We start from the raw sequence: 16,282 nt of genomic DNA, 5'->3' as shown, positions 1-16,282 counted from the left end.
GAATCTCGCACAGCGCCGCCGCGGTCACTGGGTCCACGGGCGGCGGACCGCGGTGGGACGCGGTCAGCCCACACGTGGCACGGCGCACTGCGTCACGTTGCGGCGAGACGCTTACGTCGCCGTGGCGTCCGGTCGCCGCCGGAGGGTCTCGTTGGGTCGCTCGCCGAACCTGTTGCGGTACTCCGCGGCGAAATGCCCGTAGTGATTGAAGCCCCACTCCCGCGATATGCGGTCCAGCGTCGGGCCGTGGCCGGGCCGGGAGTCGATGAGGATCTCCCGGATCCGATCCAGGCGCACCGCACGCACGTAGGCCATCGGTGTCACACCGAGATGGCGTTTGAACCTCAGTTGCAGGCTGCGCTCCCCGATGCTCACTTGCTGGGCGAGTTGGGCCGTGCTGATCACCTCGGTCGGGTTCTTGTGGATGATGCGCAGCGCATGTTCCACGTAGTCGGGCACGTCGAGGTCGAGTTCGAGGTCCGGTACCGGTTGTCCGTCGGGTCCGATGGCGTCGTCAAGCACATTCCCTCCCTTCAGGCCTCAGCCGAGCAGGCTGGAGAGCCGGCCATGCGGCGCGCCCACGACGTTGTGGACGGTGCGTGACGACCCCAGCGAGTCAACAGCTCCGACACAAGCGCCTGCCTGATCTCGGAATCGAAACGTGCTCGGGCGCTGGTCAAAAGCCGCGCCACACTCCATCGGACTGCTTTCGGCGAGAGGCCCCCCTTGTTCGGCTGTCGAGCCCGGGCAACAGCGCCGGTCAGAACGCGCGAGAAACAGCGGCAAAGTCCCCGCGGATGCGGCGGGCCGCAGCCTTGGCTCGGAGCATAGTCTCCTGTGCTGAACGTCCCGAGACAAGGGTTTCCACCAAATCACCCGAAGTACGTGGAAACTATGTGGAAACTACCTACCCGGCGAAGGGTCGACGGCGAAGGCTCCCGGCGCCGGCTTCACGGGTGTAGCGGCACGATGCGCACCTCGTTGCCGGCGGCGTCGGCGAAGACCGTGTGCAGTTCCTGCGGGCAGTCCGCCACCACGCGCGCGCCGAAGTCCCGGAGCGCCTGTATCCGGCGCTGAGCCTCGTCGCGTCCGACATTGATGTTCACGCAGACCGGCGGACCGCCGTCACGATCGTCGAACTTGCGGAAGTAGATGGTCGGGCCTTGGCACAACGGGTCGACTAGCGGATCTTCGGGATCGGCACTGCCGCGCTCGCGGTCGTACCCGGTGGCGATCTCCCAGAATTCGCGGACCGAGGGATCGCGCGTCGGGATGATGACCTCCATCACCTGCCTCGAATGCGGCGGACCGTGCCTGACACCTGTCGCCCACATGAGACGGTCACCCAGAGACACGGAGATGAGCGCGGCGAGCTCGTGATCACGGTGGGTGACGGAGGCCGAGCGTGCCGACTGCAGCGTCATCGTGACCTTCTTGCGCTGCATCTCGACCGACAGGTGCTCGTCCACGTCGTCACCGCACGCTTCCACCGCGCGTTTCACGACGTCGGCGCCTTGCGCCATGGATGTCACCCGCACCGATGTGCCCAGCGCGCCGTGCACGTACCGCCAGCCGGAGCCGGCCGTCGTCATGTCGACCATCGTGGTTCGCCTTTCGGAATAAAAGGTTCATTTGCCGTCGATCTAGTGATATCACGCCCCCTATCCTCTTCGCCGTCCGAAATGCGAAGCAACGGCGGTAACACCCCAGCGCGCCCGGTCGCGTCACGGCGCGGCTGTCCACGGCAGTGCATAACGGCGGCGGTGCCCTACCCACCAAGGCACCGCCGCCGTCGTCATCGCGCAAGCGTCTCTGACGGCAACTCGCCGTAGCGCTTGCGATACTCGCGGGCGAACCGGCCCATGTGGGGCATACCCCACTTCGCCGCCACGCTGGTCACGGTGGTCACGGAGCGATCGGCCGCCACGAGCTCGTCGTGGGCACGCTGCATCCGCACCCGCGTGAGGTATTCCTTAGGCGGTACGCCCAGATGTTCCATGAACGCCTTCTGCAGCGTCCGGATCGCCACGTGGGCCTCGCGCGCCAGGGATGCCACCGTGTGTGGCCACTCCGGGTGGCTTTCGATGAGGTCACGAACGACGGCCACGGTGCGGTTCGAGACCGACCACTGCCCGGCGTCGTCCAGCATCGCCGAGTAGTTGTGCCGCTGCGACAGCAACAGCCCCGTCGTCAGCCAGTCCTCGAACTCCACGGCGGCACGCGGATGATGGATGATGCTGTCCGGCCGGTCCAGCTCGTCCACCAGCATGCGGAAGCGATGTGCCCAGCTCCGCCCGTATCCCTTGGCGATGTCCATGTCCAGCTCGAATCGCAGCGGGTCGCCCAGCGGCACGCCGAGCAGATCCCTGAGGTGTGCTTCAACGGCGGGCCGCTCGAACCGCAGGACAAGGCTCTCGCAGTCACGTGACCAGTACAGGCGCAGTGGATCCGAAAGGGAGACCACCGCGGCGCAGTTCGCGTCCGACTGGATCTCCCGGCCGCCGCTGCGGATGGTGCTGTAACCGCGTAACGGCATCTGCACCGCGATGATGGGCCCCAGTTCCTGGGGCTCGATCTCGAAGTCGCCGCCATAGGCGACGTAGCTCGCGGCGAGATTCGACATCCGCGCCATGTGCATCCGCGCTTCTACGCGCTCCGCCCGCCCGACGAGGTCCAGCCGGTGGGCGACAAAGCTACGTCCGACCACTTCGCGAGCATGATCAAGGTTGGACGTATGGAACAGCTCGTAACGCTGTAGCGGTAGCTGTCCGTTGCTGCCTTCCACTGGTCCATCCATCCTCGGAGTGACGGCCTGAATTACAGAGCGTAGCGACATCCTCACGCTGTGCAAACACCCTGCGGAAAAATGTTACGTTCACTTACAACCCTCACAAGCCGCCGCCAACCGTGGTGAGTGTCGTGTTGTGGCTGGTAGCGGGCGCAGATCGGCGGGCAAGGAGCATGCATCACGGTCACCATCGTGGGCACGATGTCGCCGCCTGCACTCCTGATGGCACTTGATCTCCAACCGAACTGTAACTAGTATCGTTCTAGTTCTCTTCGAGCGCGAGGTTCATGATGGCCGTAAGCAGCAGGACCGCGGTGGCGGTGCATGCGTTGACGTTCCTTGCCCAGTGGGAACGGGAGGGCCTGCAATCGTCGGCGAAGATCGCCGAGAGCCTGGAGAGCAATCCGGTGCTGGTGCGCCGCGTCCTCGGCCTACTCCGGGACAACGGCCTGGTCTATCCGGTCGAGGGCAGTGGCGGCGGCTGGCAGCTGGCCATGCCCGCCGAGCAGATCACGCTGCATGACGCCTACGTCGCCGTCGAGCCGGGCGCAACCGTCCTGCCCGTGCACACCCATCCACCGAATCAGAGCTGCGTGATCGGACGTCACATGCCGCCACTCTTGGAGGCCGAGTTCGCCGCGGCGCAGCGCGCGATGGAAGACCGCCTCACCCAGACAAGCATCGCCGACCTGCTCCGCAGCGTCATCCGGCGCGAAGGCGCCACACCCGCACCGCACTAAGAACACCACTCGGGCGGAGGGACGCACCCTCCGCCCATTCTCATGACCGCAACTGCAACTTTTATAGTTACAGTAAGATTGGAGCACCCCGTGCCGTCCACCCCTGACTCGCCGAGCACCGCAGTCCCGATGCGTCGCCTGCTGACCGTGCTCGTGCCGGCGATGCTGCTGATCCCCATCGCCGCCGACATGGTCTCCCTCGTTCTTCCCGTCATCGCCGAAGAGTTCACTGCGTCGACGGCCCAGGTGGCCTGGGTGGTGACCGGGTTCCTGCTGACGATGGCCGTCGGCGTCCCGATCTACGGACGTATCGCGGACCGCTACGGCCTCCGGCGGCTGTTCACCGTGGCCTTGGCGGTGTTCGGGGCCGGAAGCCTGATCTGCGCACTGGCGCCGAGCCTCCTGGTCCTGGTGCTCGGCCGGGTGGTGACGGGAGCTGGCGGGGCCGCGATTCCGGTGCTCGCTATCGTGGCCGCCGCGCGCCTGCTGCCCCGCGACAAGACCGCGGTCGGCGTCGGGTTCATCGGTGCGGCCGGAGGTGCCGGCGCGGCGGCCGGGCCCGCGGTGGGCGGGGTCTTCGGGCAGCTGCTGGGATGGCGGGCTCTGTTCTGGATCATGACCGTAGCCGCGTTCGCGCTGATCCCGGCCATGCGGCGGATTCTCAACGACGACGCGCCCGACGACGCCCGTCCGTTCGACGTGTTCGGCGGCATGTTGCTCGGACTCGGCGCGGGCCTGCTGCTGTATGGCGTCACCCAGGCCGAGAGCGCGGGACTCGGCTCCGCGTCCTCACTGGGAACCGTGCTCGGCGGAATCGTGCTGGTGGCGCTGTTCGCCTGGCGCACGCGTACGGCCGCGCACCCATTCGTGCCGCCATCGCTGTTCACCAATCGCGGGTACGTGGCTGCGGTCGCCGTGATCTTCCTGGCGATGGTGGTGAACCTGGCGACGCTGGTTCTAGTGCCGATCCTGGTCATCGACGTCAACGGCCTCACACCCGGCGAAGGCAGCCTGGTCATGATCCCCGGCGGGCTCGCGCTGGCGGTGCTGGCTCCCGTAGCCGGACGCGTCGGCGCGCGCGGCGCCAACGAGGGCACCGTCGCCCTCATCGGCCTGGGCATGATCGGCGCGTCGACGCTGTTCCTGTCCACGGTCGCCGTCGGCGCCTCCCCCGCGCTGGCCGGTGTCGCCGTCGTCGGCCTCGGTGCCGGTTTCGCCTTCGTCGTCACCCTCGCCACCAGCGCGGTCAGCCGCGTGCTACCGCCCGAGCAGGTCGGCGTCGGAGTCGGCATCTTCCAGGCCGCGCAGTTCCTCGGCGCAGGGGCGGGACCGGCCCTGTTCGGAGCGCTGCTGTCGGCTCGCGAGGCCGGCGAGCACGACGCGCTCAATCCGCTCTATGCCCACGACGCGCCGGCCTACTCCGACACCTTTCTCGCGCTGACGTTGATCGCGCTGTTGGCCATGGTCGTCGCGCTCACACTCAGGAAAGCGCGAGTTACGACGCCCGCCCAACCAGCAACACCGGCGAAGCAGCACGCGCCATAGGCCGCGACACCGCTACGCCGCGTGCCTGCGGCACATTGCGACCCGGGGCTTCCCAACCGGAGAGGCTAAGCGTGTTGCGGGAGGACACGGTTCAAGGTCGCCCCCGCGAGGCCGTGGTCATCTAGCGCCCTCAACACATCGAGCGCAGATCTGTCCACCACGGTCGACTTAGACATCCATGGCGCCCCCTGGGCTAGATGAGTACGGCCGTGCTCATGTTCCGTGTCCAGGTCTCCACCGAGCTCGATCAGATCGGCGTGTACGCGGTGCTCGCGACGCTGCCCGGGAGTGCGCGTCACCGTGAACGACGAGACCGTCACCGCCGCACCCGGCCGCAGTGCCGTCGTGTCCGCGCCGCATCGCGTGCGTACGACGTGGTCGCGCGACTTCGCGCTCCCCCTTCAAGTTCGACCAGCCCGGCACTTGATGCACACGCGGTCGAACGCTGGCATGAACCGATGCTATTCGACCTGACTCTCGACAGCGCCAGCGACGCCGGACAGCGCTTCGAGCGCGACGCGCCGTGGCCGGCGGTCCACGAAGTGGAGGACAGCCCAACCTGCACACCGATCCGGTGCGTGATGGCCCGCGTCTTTCCCGTGCCGGCACCGGCGATAACGCAGGCGACGTGGAGGAACTGGGTGCGGACTACTGGCCGGAGACACGATGACGGGCCAGGCCGCGATCGCAGTCGGCCACCAGCATGATCGGTCCAGTCCAGGGGTTCTCTCACGATCTGTTCGAGACGAACGCTCGTTCAGAATGACGCAGTAGACTTAGCAAAATGCCGCCGGTGCGAGTCAGGCCACCGAGCGTTTATAAGCGACGCAAGGCCAGTGCGACACGCTCAGCTACATCCTCCGGTGCCTCGTGCTCCCAGGCTCTTACTACAGTCCAACCACGTTCGGCGAGCGCCTCATTGAAGAGCTCGTCACGCTCCTTGTTGGCTGCTATCTTTGGGGCCCAGTAGTGAACATTCGTCTTCGCTGGCCAATAGTGCTCGGGGCAGCCATGCCAGTAACAGCCATCGACGAACACTGCAACCTTCGCCTTCGTGAAGACGATATCAGCACTGTTTCGCTTGTCTCGCAACGGTCGATAGTTAACTCGATAACGATAACCGCGTCCATGAAGAATCGAACGCAGAGCAAGCTCAGGCCCTGTGTCGCGACTTCGGTTCGCTAGCATGCTCTTCCGGGTGGCCCTGCTCGACGCCCACGACTTAACTTCCATGACTCTAGGCTACAGCCCCGAGCGCTTGCTTGATCGCTTCGCGATAGCAGTCCTTAGGCGGCATAACTCCGGGGCCAGCGAACGCTTGCGCGACCTGACCGATATTCGTCGTGAAAACATCGCTCTGCTCTAACTGCAGTGGTTTTCCGGGTTGAGCATTATTGTAGTCGATGTCGTACGCCATAAAGGTTATACTGCTTGACTGGAGAGGATACGGCAACAATCCGTCCGCGCCACCGAGCCGCTGCATTACCTTAGCGTAAACAGGAGAAGGCGTAACGAAGAAAAGCCCCTTTTGGCACAGCTCCTCGCGCTGCAGAACGTTCCCTTTGTATATGATCTGTGGAAGTATCCGCTTACTCACGTTCTCCCAATTGAAGCCAGCCGTTGCCTTGGCGACTCTTCTGCCCGATTCCAGTAGATGCCGGCGTGAATCCTGATAATTGCCAGTTGTGTCAATTGATTGCACTTCCACCGCGACGAATTCGGCGAGGCTACCGTCTGGTTCGAGTCGCGCAAGAATCCAGTCGACAAAGTATGAGCCACGCCCTTGGCGCTGAGGCAAGCGCAGTTCACCTCCCCAGCGCTTACCGAACACGGACACGACGGAAGAGCCGCCCCGTTTTGCCTTGTAAACCGCTGCGGCGCCCGGCACTAGCGGAAGGTGCTGACCGAAAGCCAGCTTACAAACATCCTTAAGGATTCGATAATTGTCGGCATAGAGGCGAATAGGACAACAGATGACGGGGCCGGAGGTCGCGGGCTTAAGGCTACAGACACCAGACGTTTCGCCATTGCGTAGCGTCTTCTCGCAAGTATCGAGGATGAATGGGCAACGCCCATCTCGCGCATGTTCAAGCGCTATTGGAGATTGATCGGTCGATTGATATCCATAGAATTCGAAAATTGTAGTGCTCAACCCGGCTCCTTTGATGGGGACCGCACCAACGAGCGTGCGACAGTCGAATAATTCCTCGAGCGCGCCCACGACGAGAGGCTTCCTCCCTTACGCCGACCGCACCGACGCATCGGCGTCCCTACTGCGGAGGAAGTCTACTACATGCTTGGCAATGGCCTCTGCCAACAGAACGGGCACGGCATTTCCGATCTGGCGACCCTGAGCCGTCTTACTGCCTTTCAGAATCCAGTCATCTGGAAAGGACTGGATTCGAGCAGCCTCGCGGACAGTCAACTGACGCGGTCTAGTGGGATGAATCGGTGGGTGGAAGCCAGCAAGGTGATCGCCCCTCGGTCCGTACCCCCCGCCCGCTCTTATCGTAACGCTAGGCTTGTCGTAATCTAGCCGTGCCCGGCGATAATTGGGATCCACCTCGCCGGCCTTGAGTTTCGCCCAGCGCTCAGCGACGTGCTCCGCGTGCTTCGGTGGTACGTGATTCCAGGACTCATCAAACTTGTTATCAATGTCTTCAATTGCTTCGCGGACTGTCCTGGGGCGATCGGCAGTCGTCGGGACGGGAAGGCCGGGGTTTCCGTCGCGCAGGCCTATTACGATGAGACGACGTCGATTCTGCGGAACGCCATAGTCGGCCGCATTTAGAACATCCATGGCGAAGTGGTAACCGGCCTCTTCAAGGGCGCTGATTATGCCGGTTAAATGATCGCCATTCTTGCGGTGAGTAAGGGCAGAAACGTTCTCGAGAACCAACCCTCGCGGACGCACCGCCTTGACGATTCTGAAATACTCTTTCCAGAGGAAATTCCTTGGGTCATTCGGGTCTCCCTTCCCGGCCGAAGAGAATCCCTGACATGGTGGCCCTCCGATTACAAGATCAACATCCCGCAGCACCGGGCTATACTCGCGAACGTCGCCTTCGAATACGTTCCAGTCAGGACGATTGTGGCGTAGTGTCCTGCAGGACTCGGGATCGTTGTCGACTGCCGCGATGGTATGACAGCCTGCTGCTTCAAATCCGAGATCAAGACCGCCGGCTCCGGTGAACAGCGAGATGATTCTCAATGGCTCGTTGGCCGCAGCTAGCTCCTCTGTCAAGATCAGCTCCTCTCACCGGGTCAGGGTAGAACAGTAGTCGACCCTCGTGCGGGGCGCTGCGCTGGCCCCACCTGGATGCTCGTCGAGAATCACATACGTGTAATTAGCCTACAACCGAACCGGCCACGCGTCAGGAGGTGTCCCAGATGGGTGGCGCAGTGGCGGGTGGGCACGCTACCGCATCAGCCTAAGGTCCGGCTGGTGGCGCCCATTCCCGGCGTCATGCCAACGACGGCACGGCTTCAACTCCTCGAGCATGCATTTCGGTCGCGATCGCCGCCACGATGTCGTTCCCTCCGGTGGCCGACGGCGCGGGTCAACCGAACGCCGGGAAGATCTGACTCGAGGGTCCGAGGGGAAGACCAAGATCACTACATCCGGATCGATGCGCCATCAGCGGCGTTTTCACCCATGTCGAAGGTGAACGCGAGCAGACCGCACGCGGCTACGCGTCGAGACAAGTCAACAAGCGGCTGGACATCGTCAACAGCCAGCAATGCCCAGACAGCAGCCGCAGCCTCCTCAGCTTCCTTCGCTGAAGTAGGGTCTCGAACGGGTCAGGCGGCTCGAGCCGCAGACCGCCATGGCTCACTGTAGCCTCGCCGTGGCGGGCGATCTGCTCGACAACCTGGTCTACTGCGGGACTCGATGCCCCCGGCTCACGGACATCACGCAGCGACACGATCGCCGGCGGACTGTCCTCAACGAACCACTCGATACGCTCCCCCAGGACGCGCCGCGCGATACGGTGCACCCCCTATGCGCCGAGAAGGACATGCGTTGTGGTCGCGATGGTGACCGAAATGTCATTCGCTTCGTTGGCCGCCCGTGTCTGTAGCCGACCGCGCGAGTAGGCCGTACATCCGCCGACGGTAGCCGGCTACTCGAACAGGCCGCGGATGTCGTCGACGTCGAGGCTGGAGCCGAAGGCGTTGCCGTCGTCCATCACACTGGTGAACAGTTTCGCCTTGCGTGCCTTGAGGGCCATGACCTTCTCTTCGATGGTGTCAGCGGCGATCAGGCGGTACACCATGACGTTGCGCGTCTGCCCGATGCGATGGGTGCGGTCCACGGCCTGCGCCTCGGTCGCCGGGTTCCACCACGGATCGAGCAGGAAGCAGTAGTCCGCCTCGGTGAGGTTCAGCCCGAACCCGCCCGCCTTCAGGCTGATCAGGAACACCGGTGCTCGTCCTTCCTTGAACCGGGCGATCACCTCTTCCCGGTTGCGGGTGGAGCCGTCCAGGTAGCAGTACTCGATGCCGGACGCCTCCAGGCGCTCCCGCGCGATGCTGAGGAACCCGGTGAACTGGCTGAACACCAGCGCCCTATGTCCCCCATCGACGACCTCGCCCAGCTGCTGCATCAGCACATCGATCTTCGCGCACGGATAGCCACCGTGCGCCTCGTCGACCAGCCCGGCATGCAGGCTGAGCTGCCGCAGCAACGTCAACGAACGCAGGATGGTGAACCGGTTCTTGTTCACGTCGTCGAGCAGCCCCAGCACCTTCTGCCGCTCGCGCTGCAGGTACTTCTGGTACAGCTTGCGATGCTGCGGATGCAGCTCAACCTCGATCACCTGCTCCTGCTTGGCCGGCAGGTCCGTGGCCACCTGCTCCTTCGTGCGACGCTTCACCAGCGGCCTGATGCGCCGTCGCAGCTGCGCAAGCAGTCCGGCGTCACCCTGCTTTTCGATCCGACGGGCGTAGTACTCGTCGAACTTCGTGGGGCTGGGGAACATGCCGGGCGCGGTGATCGAAAGCTGCGACCACAGCTCCATCAGGTTGTTCTCCATCGGGGTGCCGGTGATGGCCAGCTTGAACGGCGATGGAAGCTGCCGCACGGCCTGATACGTCTTGGACTGGTGGTTCTTCACGTACTGGGCCTCATCCAGCACGACGCCCGCCCACGAGACCTGCCCATAGTCGTCGGAGTCCAGCCGCAGCAATGTGTACGTGGTCACCACCACGTCCGCGCCGGCCGTCACCTCCTCGATCGACTCCCCTCGCCTGCGCAGAGTGTCGGTCACAGGAACGACGCGCAGGCCAGGCGCGAAGCGTGCCGCCTCGGCAACCCAGTTCGACACGACGCTCGTCGGCGCCACGACCAGAAAGGGGCCGCATTCAGGGTCGGCCACCTTGGCATGACAGATCAGCGCCAGCGTCTGCAGCGTCTTGCCCAGGCCCATGTCGTCGGCGAGGATCCCGCCCAGCCGGTGCTCCCAGAGGAACGCCAGCCATCGGAAGCCGTCCAGCTGGTAGGGGCGCAACTCCGCAACCAGGGAAGCAGGCGGTTCGGCCTGCTCTACCGCATCGATCGACAACAGCCCTTCAACCTGCTGCTGCCACGCCTCGGCCTGATGGGTCACGACGCCGAGCGCCGCCAGCTCCTCCCACAGCCCCGCCTGGAACCGGCTGATCCTCGTCTGCCCGTTCAAGCCCTCGCCGAGTGCCCGCGCTTCCTCGATCAACCTGCGCAGCGCCTGCAGCTCCGGCTTCTGCAGCGAGAAGAAAGCGCCGTCTGGCAGCAACATGTGCTGTTCATCCCGTGCGAGCGCGGTGAACACGTTGACGAACGGAACCTCCCGTCCCTCGACCGAGATGGTGACGCCGAGGTCGAACCAGTCGGCGTTGTCCGCCACCGCTTCGGTCGACACTCCCACGGTCAGCGAGTCGGTCGCCTCACGATAGTCAGCGGGCTCTCCGCTGATATCGACGACGACGTCCTCCGCGTCTTCCAGCAGCGGCAGCACCTCCGTGGTGAACCGCATCGTGTCCATGCCACTGAGCCGCGTGTGCGGTACCAGCGACGGGCCGTCGGCACCCGCGATGAAGGCGCCCGCTACGGAGCGGATACCACTGCTCGTCACGATTCCCAACGGCTCGAGTCCAGCGTCGATACGCTGCAGCACGGTCTGCTCCGCTTCGACGTCCCGAAACCCGAGGCCCGCAACACCCTCCGGGGTTACGGGGACCCGCTTCTCGAGTTCGCCGACCTCATAGAGCCACTCCCACGTCAGATCGAGCACATGCTCGTCGTCGTATGCGGCATGGGCGACCAACGTCGGCCCGGACACGACAGGCGGCGTGAACGATCCGTCGGACGACTCGACCGCGGCCACCCGCCGCAGCCGCGGAACGTACTCGTCGCGGAACCGCGGCGCCTCAGTCTCGGGAATCTCCAGGCGCTGGCCATCCACCGCCATTTGCTGTAGCTGCTGCGGTATCGGCTTGCCGAGTCTCGCCAGCCCCAAGCGCCAGTCACTGGTTGGCATTTCCGCCTCAACGGCCGCCCGGTCTGTGTAGACGACGCCGTGGGCCTGTACCCCGATGAAGCTCACCGGGACGACGTCAGCGTCGACGCCGTCGATCCGCAGGACCGGCTCAGCGGCCAGCATGCCGGACCTGTCACCGTCCGTGACGTCGACACACATCCGCGCCATCCCCGGCGACTCCACCTCCCCCAGCGTCCTCCTCCCGTGAACCATCCGCAGCCCGATCGACTCGGCCTCATCCAGCATCGGCCACAGCTGCCGGGAGTCAAACCTGGACAGGTCGATGTGCTTCTCATCCCGGCCGTATCCGTACGCGTAGTAGGAGTTGCTCCGACCCGCCTGATACAGCGCATACAGCTCCTGCAGCAACCGCGCCTGCTCCGCCACATACTCCCGCGAGTAGTGAAGCTGCCCCAACTTCGACCAGTTCAGCCCTCCCGCGACCCAGCCACCGTTCTTGCCGGGACGTACCAGCCGGGCCATCAGCGGCCAACCCACGGGTCCCGCTCCAGAACGTGCTCGCGCCGCAGACGGCGAGGTAGACAGCGTCAGCTCCAGCCCCAACGGAGTCAAGCCCCGGGCGGCGTCGCCTCCATCGGATCCGTCGAGCATCGCTTCCAGGGAGTGCTCCCACGTCGGTTCGGGCGATGCCGCCTCGGCGACGGCCAGCTGGTCGCCCTTCCCGTTCCCTGCAGCCGTGAGCACCAGTGCGACGACGTGCTTGCAGTTCGAGCCCACCGGACAGTTGCACATGCCGTACCCGAACTCGTAGCCCCCGCCAACTGCCTCGTCCAGGTGCGCAATCACCGAGTAGGTCTTCCTCCCGCTGCCGCGAACCTGACCGAGCAGGGTACCGGCCGCTCGGTCCCACGAGATGCGCGTCACCGCGCCCTCGTGCGCATAGATCACACCGCGCAGGTACGACGCCTCATCGACATGGTCGACGAGACCGGTCGGATCGCGCTGCTTGAAGGTTTCGAGGAGCATGCCTCAGCACGCTAGCGGCCGGCACCGACAGCCTTAGTTCAACCCGCCGACGCCACGGGAATCAGGTACAGATGAGGTCAGTGTGGCTGCTGACACCCACGTCAGCACGGAGACGTGACCGCCGAAACGAGCATGCATAGCGGTCGTGATCGCGACCAGAATGTCGTTCTTCCGAGGGCGACAGCCGCGCGCTCCAACACGCCGCGAGAGACTCTACCCGAGCGAGAGCATCGCCTCCGCGACATCGCCGGCTGCCTCATCGGGGATCGCGGTGGCAGCTTCCTCGAGGATGAGCAGCCGTGCCCCGGGGATCTCGCGCGCGATAGCCTCGCCGTTGCCGACGGGGAAGAACGGATCTCGGCGGCCGTGGACGACGAGCGTGGGGACCTGGATCTCGGGGAGACGCTCGCGCCAGCGGGGTTTGCAGTCGAGCTTGGCGAAGACCATGCCGAGCTGGTTGGCCATCTGGATCGGTGACGTCGTGCCAGGTGTGCGGTCCCATATGCGCGCGGCGATCGCACGTGCAGCGACGGGGTCGTCGCCGAGGATCTCCGCGCTGGCAGCAGCGAACTCCGCCACCGCCTCGCGGTCGGTCCAGTCGGGCATCGTAAGTGTGAACAGGCGCTTCATCGTCGCCCCGTCGTGGTCGGGGAGGTCAGCGTCGCACTTGCCCGGCGCGACCGCGCGGGTGCCGACCAGGGTGAGCGCCGAGAACGCGCTGGGATGGTCGAGCACGGCGGCCTGGGCAACCATCCCGCCGACGCCGATCCCGGCGATGTGCGCACGCTCGCCGCCGAGGGCGTCCACCAGGGCCGCCGCGTCGGCGGCGAGGTCGCGCAATGTGAAGGAGGGCGCGTCCGGGTCCGCCGTCGTCGACTCGCCGCTGTCACGTAGGTCGTAGCGCACAACGCGACGCCCGCCGGCGGCGAGGCTCTGGCAAAGCGCGTCGGGCCAGGACAGCATCGTCGTCCCGCCCGCGAGCAGGACCAGTGGTGCGTCATCGTCACCGAAGGACTCGATGCCCAGGGCGACCTGATTGGCGTTGACGGTGGCCATCGGTCGCTCAGCTCTCCAGGGCGGCGACAGTCGGCGCCGTCTTCGAGTAGCCGGCGGCCTCGACGATCTTGCCGTCGACGACCCGCATGACATTGACGCCCCGAACCGAGTCGGCGTCGCCGGGACCCCAAACGTAGCGCCAGCGGATAAGCGCCCACTCGTCACCGGTGTGGACGTCCTCGACCTCGAAGTGGCTAGTGGTGTCATCGATGAGCGCCTTCCACGAGCTGAACGAAGCGTCATAGCCCTCGTAGCGGGTGCCGTCGGGAGCTGGCTGGATGCTCTCCATGACGCAGTCGGGGGCGATGATCTCCTCGAGGAGGGTCGCGTCGCGCTCCCGAAACGCGCGGTTGAAGCGGTCGATGACCTCGTCGGTTGTTCTCGCCATGTCATCCGTGGGGCTCATCCGGTCCTTCTTTCTTGGGTCGCGGTCTGATCTCGCCCGCCTACGTAGACATCGGTGTAGCCAAAGGCGGGTCAACGTTTAGACCGGACCAACGCCCCGATCTCATCGGTGTCACCAGTCCGCGATCCCCACACGGACGCTGATAGCGCGGAGACGGGACCGCCCGGGGGTCGTGCCTCGCGCCTGATTCCTCCGTTTGACGCATGCCGATATAGGCATATGATTGCGTCCATGGCACGAGCAGCGACGACGTCGGACGTCTTCAACGCAATCGCCGAGCCGCAGCGCCGGGAGATCCTGGTACTGCTGCGGGCGGGCGAGCGGCCGGTGACCGAGCTGGCCGAAGAGCTGGGGATGACCCAGCCGCGGGCGTCCAAGCACCTGCGGGTGCTCCGCGAGGTCGGGCTGGTGCGGAACCGCACGGCGGGCAAGCAGCGCCTGTACGGCCTCGACGCACGCGGGCTGAAGCCGGTCCACGAGTGGACCGGCGGGTTCGAGCTGTTCTGGAACGAGAGCTTCGACCGACTGGACTCGTACGTGCAGGAACTAAAGCAGACAAAGCAGGAGGGGTAGCTGATGAGTTCGACAGGGCAAGGGCGGCCGGCGCAGGCAGCTCAACCAGTGACGTCCGACCGCGAGATCGTGATCTCCCGCGTCATCGACGCCCCGCGGGAGCTGGTGTTCGAGGCGTTCACCGAAGTCCGGCACCTGTCGCGGTGGTGGGGACCGGAGGGGTTCACCACCACCACGCAGTCGTTCGAGTTCCGCGTGGGCGGAGTGTGGGACTTCACGATGCACGGACCGGACGGGACGGACTACCCCGAGTGGATCACCTGGACCGAGATCACCCCACCGGAGCGCATCGCGCTGCTGCACGGTGAGTCCCGCGACGACCCGAACGCCTTCGAGTCGGTCTTGACCTTCACTCCCGACGGCGTGACAACCCGGATCGAGATGCGCACGGTGTTCCCCACGAAGGAGCTGCGCGACGAAGCGGTCGAGAAGTACCACGCGATCGAGGGCGGTCATCAGACCCTGAACAACCTGGCTGCCTACGTCGCCGAGATCGCGCACAACGGAGAGGAAGGCTGATGGCCGGGAAGGTGTTCTTCAGCGTGTCGATGTCGCTGGACGGGTTCATCGCGCCCGAGTCTGTCGAGGACTTGATGCAAAGGCAGTGGATGGAACTGCAGCGGTGGGTATTCCCGCAGCGGTTCTTCCGGGAGAACCTGAAGCTCGGCGGGGGCGGCGAGGAAGGTCGCGACAACGACATCCTGCGGGAGACGCATCTGCGCACCGGCGCGAGCGTGATGGGCAAGCGCATGTTCGACGCCGGCGAGCAGATGTGGCCGGAGGAGGCGCCGTTCCACACGCCGGTCTTCGTGGTGACGCACGAGAAGCGTGACCCCTGGGAGCGGCCGGGCGGAACCGTCTTCCACTTCGTCAACAACGGCATCGAGACCGCGCTCGACCAGGCCCGCGAGGCCGCCGGCGACCGAGACGTCCGCATCGCCGGCGGTGGCGCGACAATCCTGGAGTACGTGAACGCAGGCCTGATCGACGAGTTCTCGATCTCGCTCTCGCCCGTGCTGTTCGGCTCCGGGGTCCGCCTGTTCGAGGGCGTCGACGCGGGCCGCGTGGCCCTGGAGCAGGTCCACGCGGAGCCGACGCAGCGGGTGACCCACCTGACCTACGCAGTCCGGGAGCGGTAACGTCAGTGTCTGGGGACGTTCTCTTCGACCCAGTTCCGCAGGTCTTTCAGCGGCACCGACGCGCTGTGACCCAGGTCAGTGAGTTCATACTCGACTCTTGGCGGCACCTCGGCGTACACCGTGCGGGTGAGCATCCCATGATCCTCTAGCCGACGCAGCGTCTGCGAGAGAACCTTCGGGCTGACGCCCTCCAGCCGCCTTCTGAGTTGCCCGAACCGCTGCGGGCCATCCTCCAGCGCACCGATGGCCAACGCGCTCCACTTGTTCGCCAACAGGTCGAGCATGTCCCGGCACGGGCACATCGCCGCATAGACGTCGTTCCGCGCGCATTCGTCTGTCCGGATAGACGTCGTTCCGCGCGCATTCGTCTGTCCGGGCCGCCATACTCCGATAGTACCCGTTGGTTACTAGTGTCGTGAGTCAATAATTCGTTGGCAAATGGGTAGACTCGGGTCGTGCCGAGTCCGAAGCTTGATCAAGTCGTGTTGTCCGATGAGGAGCGTTCCGTGCTGAGCGGCTGGGCGCGGCGGCGG

General features: G+C 65.1%; 15 protein-coding genes and 1 pseudogene. 5 read left to right on the top strand and 11 right to left on the bottom strand.

Annotation, left to right across the window (positions count from 1 at the left end):
• Positions 1-111: 111 nt before the first annotated feature.
• From G1H10_RS33290 to G1H10_RS23065, 3 genes are all read right to left on the bottom strand, one after another.
• The gene (locus G1H10_RS33290; RefSeq protein ID WP_163742213.1) at positions 112-522 is read right to left on the bottom strand and encodes a helix-turn-helix domain-containing protein; all 411 of its coding nucleotides are present in this window, start codon (positions 520-522) and stop codon (positions 112-114) included.
• 428 nt (positions 523-950) lie between these two features.
• Entirely contained in the window at positions 951-1,592 is a 642-nt protein-coding gene (locus G1H10_RS23070; protein ID WP_163742210.1) for a VOC family protein, read from the bottom strand.
• A 203-nt stretch (positions 1,593-1,795) separates the two neighbouring features.
• Positions 1,796-2,785, bottom strand: a complete 990-nt coding sequence (locus G1H10_RS23065; RefSeq protein WP_163742207.1) for an AraC family transcriptional regulator — start codon at positions 2,783-2,785, stop codon at positions 1,796-1,798.
• 293 nt (positions 2,786-3,078) lie between these two features.
• Between G1H10_RS23065 and G1H10_RS23060 the strand changes: the two genes are divergently transcribed.
• Both G1H10_RS23060 and G1H10_RS23055 read left to right on the top strand, forming a co-directional pair.
• Positions 3,079-3,528, top strand: a complete 450-nt coding sequence (locus G1H10_RS23060; protein ID WP_216853585.1) for an Rrf2 family transcriptional regulator — start codon at positions 3,079-3,081, stop codon at positions 3,526-3,528.
• Between the two features lie 129 nt (positions 3,529-3,657).
• Positions 3,658-5,073 carry an MFS transporter gene (locus G1H10_RS23055; RefSeq protein WP_163742201.1) on the top strand — a complete coding sequence of 472 codons (1,416 nt, stop codon included), beginning with the start codon at positions 3,658-3,660 and terminating at the stop codon, positions 5,071-5,073.
• Between the two features lie 552 nt (positions 5,074-5,625).
• Here G1H10_RS23055 and G1H10_RS35125 read toward each other — a convergent pair.
• The 7 genes and pseudogenes from G1H10_RS35125 to G1H10_RS23025 form a co-directional block, all read right to left on the bottom strand.
• Positions 5,626-5,764: pseudogene (locus G1H10_RS35125) on the bottom strand (UvrD-helicase domain-containing protein); the annotation flags it as partial.
• Between the two features lie 125 nt (positions 5,765-5,889).
• Positions 5,890-6,306 (bottom strand): very short patch repair endonuclease, encoded by a 417-nt coding sequence (locus tag G1H10_RS23050; RefSeq protein ID WP_216853584.1) that lies wholly within the window; start codon positions 6,304-6,306, stop codon positions 5,890-5,892.
• A gap of 4 nt (positions 6,307-6,310) precedes the next feature.
• Positions 6,311-7,225, bottom strand: a complete 915-nt coding sequence (locus G1H10_RS23045; protein ID WP_163742480.1) for a NotI family restriction endonuclease — start codon at positions 7,223-7,225, stop codon at positions 6,311-6,313.
• A gap of 87 nt (positions 7,226-7,312) precedes the next feature.
• Complete coding sequence (locus G1H10_RS23040) at positions 7,313-8,317, bottom strand: DNA cytosine methyltransferase (protein ID WP_163742198.1); 1,005 nt, start codon at positions 8,315-8,317, stop codon at positions 7,313-7,315.
• Between the two features lie 880 nt (positions 8,318-9,197).
• Positions 9,198-12,575 (bottom strand): DEAD/DEAH box helicase, encoded by a 3,378-nt coding sequence (locus G1H10_RS23035; RefSeq protein ID WP_163742195.1) that lies wholly within the window; start codon positions 12,573-12,575, stop codon positions 9,198-9,200.
• Positions 12,576-12,788: 213 nt separating this feature from the next.
• On the bottom strand, positions 12,789-13,631 hold the full coding sequence (locus G1H10_RS23030; protein WP_163742193.1) for an alpha/beta fold hydrolase: 843 nt from the start codon (positions 13,629-13,631) through the stop codon (positions 12,789-12,791).
• Between the two features lie 7 nt (positions 13,632-13,638).
• Entirely contained in the window at positions 13,639-14,019 is a 381-nt protein-coding gene (locus tag G1H10_RS23025) for a nuclear transport factor 2 family protein (protein WP_163742190.1), read from the bottom strand.
• Between the two features lie 249 nt (positions 14,020-14,268).
• Here G1H10_RS23025 and G1H10_RS23020 point away from each other — a divergent pair, with 249 nt between their 5' ends.
• Genes G1H10_RS23020 through G1H10_RS23010 form a run of 3 tightly spaced genes read left to right on the top strand, consistent with a single transcriptional unit; the run spans position 14,269 to position 15,749 of the window.
• Entirely contained in the window at positions 14,269-14,610 is a 342-nt protein-coding gene (locus G1H10_RS23020) for an ArsR/SmtB family transcription factor (protein ID WP_163742187.1), read from the top strand.
• A 3-nt stretch (positions 14,611-14,613) separates the two neighbouring features.
• Entirely contained in the window at positions 14,614-15,129 is a 516-nt protein-coding gene (locus tag G1H10_RS23015; protein WP_163742184.1) for an SRPBCC family protein, read from the top strand.
• Positions 15,129-15,749, top strand: coding sequence for a dihydrofolate reductase family protein (locus G1H10_RS23010; protein WP_163742181.1), 621 nt, complete (start codon positions 15,129-15,131; stop codon positions 15,747-15,749). Before G1H10_RS23015 ends, G1H10_RS23010 begins: the two co-directional genes overlap by 1 nt.
• Positions 15,750-15,751: 2 nt before the next feature.
• On the opposite strand, the gene G1H10_RS23005 is transcribed toward G1H10_RS23010, so the two are convergent.
• A complete protein-coding gene (locus G1H10_RS23005; RefSeq protein ID WP_376778654.1) occupies positions 15,752-16,051 on the bottom strand; it encodes a winged helix-turn-helix transcriptional regulator in 300 nt (99 codons plus the stop codon).
• Positions 16,052-16,282 lie beyond the last annotated feature (231 nt).

Origin of the sequence: Phytoactinopolyspora halotolerans (assembly GCF_010550675.1) — a bacterium.
Taxonomy (GTDB): Bacteria; Actinomycetota; Actinomycetes; order Jiangellales; family Jiangellaceae; genus Phytoactinopolyspora; species Phytoactinopolyspora halotolerans.
This window is presented reverse-complemented; position numbering and strand designations above follow the sequence as displayed.